This window comes from Stenotrophomonas sp. P5_B8 (genome assembly GCF_054049855.1).
Genome location: NZ_JBFULO010000348.1, coordinates 1 through 4284 on the forward strand (window position 1 = coordinate 1; position 4284 = coordinate 4284).

2 protein-coding genes are annotated in these 4284 nt (G+C 67.9%); one reads left to right on the forward strand and one right to left on the reverse strand.

Annotated features, from left to right (window positions below; translation table 11 throughout):
* Positions 1-32: 32 nt before the first annotated feature.
* Positions 33-1304 (forward strand): MFS transporter, encoded by a 1272-nt coding sequence (locus ACXJKH_RS16060; protein WP_457320786.1) that lies wholly within the window; start codon positions 33-35, stop codon positions 1302-1304.
* A gap of 229 nt (positions 1305-1533) precedes the next feature.
* Here the strand turns inward: ACXJKH_RS16060 and ACXJKH_RS16065 are convergent, their stop codons facing one another.
* Entirely contained in the window at positions 1534-3735 is a 2202-nt protein-coding gene (locus ACXJKH_RS16065; RefSeq protein ID WP_457320784.1) for a TonB-dependent siderophore receptor, read from the reverse strand.
* Positions 3736-4284: the final 549 nt, after the last annotated feature.

The following is a 4284-nucleotide window of genomic DNA, read 5'->3' on the forward strand; positions in this document are numbered from 1 at the left end:
CCCATCACCGCCGCCGCGCCGGTGGCACCCGCATGAGTGTGCCCGCGCCCCTGGCGCCGGAACGGCGCACCCGCTCGATGATCATCGCCGGGCTGTCCACCGTGGTGGAGTGGTACGACTTCACCCTGTACCTGTACCTGGCCACGGTGCTGTCGCGGGTGTTCTTCGGCGGCGGCGAGAATGCGCTGCTGGCGACACTGGCCGGGTTCGCGGTGTCTTATCTGATGCGTCCACTGGGTGCCTTGTGCTTTGGCCATCTCGGTGATCGCTTCGGGCGGCGCTACATGCTGCTGGCCTCGATGCTGCTGATGACGCTGGCGATGCTGGCCACCGCGCTGCTGCCCACCTTCGACAGCATCGGCGCCAGTGCCGGCGTGCTGCTGTTGCTGCTGCGCTGCCTGATGGCGTTCTCGGTCGGCGGCGAGTACACCGGTGTGGTGGCCTACCTGCTGGAAACCGCACCGACGCACCGACGCGGCCTGGTCACCTCGCTGGCCTCTGCGGCCAGCGAAGTCGGCGCACTGCTGGCGGTGGCGCTGTCGGCGTTGACCGTGGCCCTGTTGAGCACCGCGCAGCTGGACGGCTGGGGCTGGCGCATCCCGTTCTTCGTCGGCGCGGCACTGGCCGGTGCGATCCTGCTGGCACGCTCGACCATGCACGAGTCACCGGAGTTCGAGCGGCAGAAGGCGGCTGGCACCGTACCGACCTCGCCGATCCGCGATACCTGGCGTTTCCATCGCGGCGCGGTGGCGCGCACCTTCGCCATTTCCGCGCTGGGGTCGATCACCTACTACGTCGGCATCACCTATGTGCCGGCGTTCCTGGGCTCGGCAGGCGAGGTCGGTGAATCGGAGGCGCTGTGGTTGTCCACCGTGGCGGCGGTGGCGGTGATCGTGGTGACGCCGCTGGCCGGTGCGCTRTCCGACCGGATCGGGCGGCGCCCGGTGCTGATCGGCTTGGCGCTGCTGTGCGCGCTGCTGCCGTTGAGCATGTTTACGCTGATGGCGGGTGGTCAGACCTTGTTGATCGGCATCGCGGCGGTGGTGCTGGCCTGCCTGGCCGGCGGGGTAAGCGCGGTCGCCGCACCGGCCACGGCCGAACAGTTCCCCGGCGAGGGGCGTCTGAGCGGCCTGGCACTCGGCGTGACCATGGCCACCGCGTTCTTCGGCGGCGCCACGCCGTTGCTGGCCGAACTGCTGGTGCGCCACACCGGCTGGGCCGCAGCGCCCGGCGCGATGATCGCGGTGGTGGCGGTACTGGTGCTGCCGGTGATGTGGACGCTGCGGGAGACGAGACCGCGGTAGTGCCGGCCGTTGGCCGGCTCCACGCAATGCCAGGATCGCCGAGGCGCCGGCCAACGGCCGGCACTCCCGGATCGGTGGCTATCGAGGCGCCGGCCAGCGGCCGGCACTCCCGGATCGTTGGCTATCGAGGAGCCGGCCAGCGGCCGGCACTACCGGGTGCCGGGCCGCCAAAAAAACGGGCCGCCCGCAGGCGACCCGTCCGTTGCAGCAGCGTGTTGGGCGTCCGCCGTCAGAACTTCCAGCGCAGACTGGCCGCCACGAAGCGCGGTTCGCCGTAGTTGTTGTAGTCCAGGTTGGCCCAGTAGGTCTTGTCCAGGGCGTTGCGCACGCTCAGCGTAGCGGTCCAGTTGTCGCTGATGCGGTAGTTGGCGTTGAACTGCACCAGCGCATACGCCGGCTGGTTCACCGTGACCGTGCCGCCGAGCGGGTAGGGGATGTTGTAGCCCTGCACCTTGCTCTGCCACTGCACGCCGCCGCCCACGCTCAGGCGCGCCAGTGCGCCGCGCAGTTGCACCTGGGTGTTGAGCTGCAGCAGGTCTTCGGCCGGGTTGGCGTAGAGCAGGTCGGTGGCCGCGCGGGTGACCTTGACATGGGTGAAGCCGGCATTGACCGTCCAGCCCGGCAGGATCTCGCCGTTGATGTCCATTTCCCAGCCGCGCGCCTTGGTGCCRTTGACGCCGATGTAGGCCGAGCTGCCATCGCTGAGCGAGCCATCGGGCACGCTCATGTCGCGCACGGCGTAGTTGTCCTGCTTGGCCTCGAACACGGCCGCATTGGCGGTCAGGCGGCCCTGGAACCACTGGCTCTTGATGCCGGCTTCAAGGTTGGAGCCCTGCACCGGCGCCAGCAGGTTTTCGTTCCTGTCCTTGTAGTTCTGCGGATTGAAGATCTCGGTGTAGCTGGCATACACCGCAAACTGCGGGGTGATGTCATACACCAGGCCGACGTACGGGGTGACTTCGTCGCTCACCTTGTAGGCGCCGCTGGTGGCGGTGTAGGTGCCGGCCGCGTTGTAGGCGCGGGTCTGGGTCTGCCACCGGCTCAGGCGCGCACCGGCGATCAGCGCCAGCGGATCGGCCAGGCGCAGGCGCGTGGCCAGGTAGACGCCACTCTGCGTGGTCTTGGCCACCCGGCGCGCGCCGGTGCGGGTGTAGGTCACCTCGGAGATGTCGCCATCCCAGTCGTACACGTTGGGGATGTAGTAGCAGCGCTCGTTGCCGCAGCGCGCCCAGTCGGTGGGGTAGTTCAGCGCGACCGTGTTGGTGGTGCCTTCCAGGTCGGCCCACTGCGCGCCGACGGTCACGTCGTGCTCGCGACCGAACAGGTTGAAGGTGCCGGTCAGGTAGGCATCCACGTTGCGGCGGGTGTCTTCCGAATCACCGGCGGCGGTGCGCAGGTAGATGCCCGAKCCGGTCGCCGGATCGGGGTAGCCGGTGCCGTACAGGCGGATGTTCTGCACGTTGCCACGGGTGTAGGCGGTGTTGATCTTCAGCAGCCAGTCTTCGCCGAAGCGCTGCTCGAGGTTGGCGAACACGGTGCTGGTTTCGCGCTGCCAGTAGCTCCACTTCGGCGCCAGGTTGGTCGAGCGCGACAGGTGGGCGAAGTTGCCCTGGCTGTCGAAGAACGGCACGGTGCCCCAGGTGGAGCCGACCGGGTTGTTGTCCTGGGTCTGGTAACCGACGGTGACGGTGGTGCTGTCGGTGATATCGCCTTCCAGCACCGCCATGCCGGCCATCTTGTTTTCTTTGTAGCGGTCGTAATAGAAATCACGGTCGGTGTAGGCGGCAACGACGCGGCTGCGGAAGCGGCCGTCGGCGGTCAGCGGCGCGGTCACGTCGGCCTCCATGCGACGGTAATCCCAGCTGCCGGCACTGACCGAGAACGAGGCGTCGAAGTCCTTGCCCGGGCGCTTGCGCAGCAGGTTGACCGTGGCCGAGGGTACGCCGGCGCCGCTGAGCAGGCCGTTGGCGCCGCGGATCACTTCGACGCGGTCGTAGAAGGCGGTGTCGTATTCCTGGTTGGTCGACCCGCTGTAAGTGGGGATGCCATCGACCTGGAAATCGGTGATGGCAAAGCCGCGCGCGTAGTACAACGGGCGTTGGGTGTCGTAGAAGGACACGCTGACGCCGGTGACGTTGCGCATGACGTCGTTGAGGCTGAACAGCGATTCGTCCTGCAGCCGCTGCAGCCCGATCGAGGTGGCCGACTGCGGGGTTTCCTGCAGGGTCATCGGCAGGCGGGTGGTGCTGGACGGCGCGGCGCGGTCGCCGACGACGCTGACTTTGTCCAGGGTCTTGGCATCGGCATTGCCGCCGGCATCGGCAAGCGCGTCGGCCAGCGCCAGCGGCGAGGCCAGCGACAGGACGGAGAGCAGGGCCAGGCTCAGCGGGGCGTGGCGGAAGGAGCGGGGCGGAAGATCGCGGAAGGTCATGCGCAGGGTCTCGAATCGGTCTCGGAGGGGGAAGCAGCAGGCAGCGGGCACGGCAGGCCGGGCACCGGAAGCGCCTGGCGTTTAGATCCTTCTGAGGGGTGGGTGGAACCCGACGGTGGGTCGGCGCCGTTGCGGCCGTGGGTGGTGAGCAGGGCCCGGCGGCCGTCCTTGGATTCCGGCCAGGCCCGCGCCGGCAGCGCAGGGGGTGTAAATGTAAAGCGTTCTCATTCGCTTTACAATTCCTTAATTCGGGTTGAGCGGGAGAGCCGTGTTATAGGAGTGGAACCGCGGTGCGATGGTTGGAGCCGTGGCTCTTCGCTCGAGATTGCCGCGAGCGTGAGGGCCCCGTAGCAGCCGGTAGGCCCCTGGTGCAAATGTCCCCCGGCCGCAAGCGGCCTCCTCCTTTATTTTGCCCAGGAGCGTTATCTGTTTGGAATCTGGCAGCGTAGGCGTCGAGAGCCGGCGTGGGCCGCCGTAGGAGCCTGGATCTCGACGATCGACTTGTAGCTTGGCGCCCACGCCGGAATCTCCCTTGGTCCGCCCGAACAG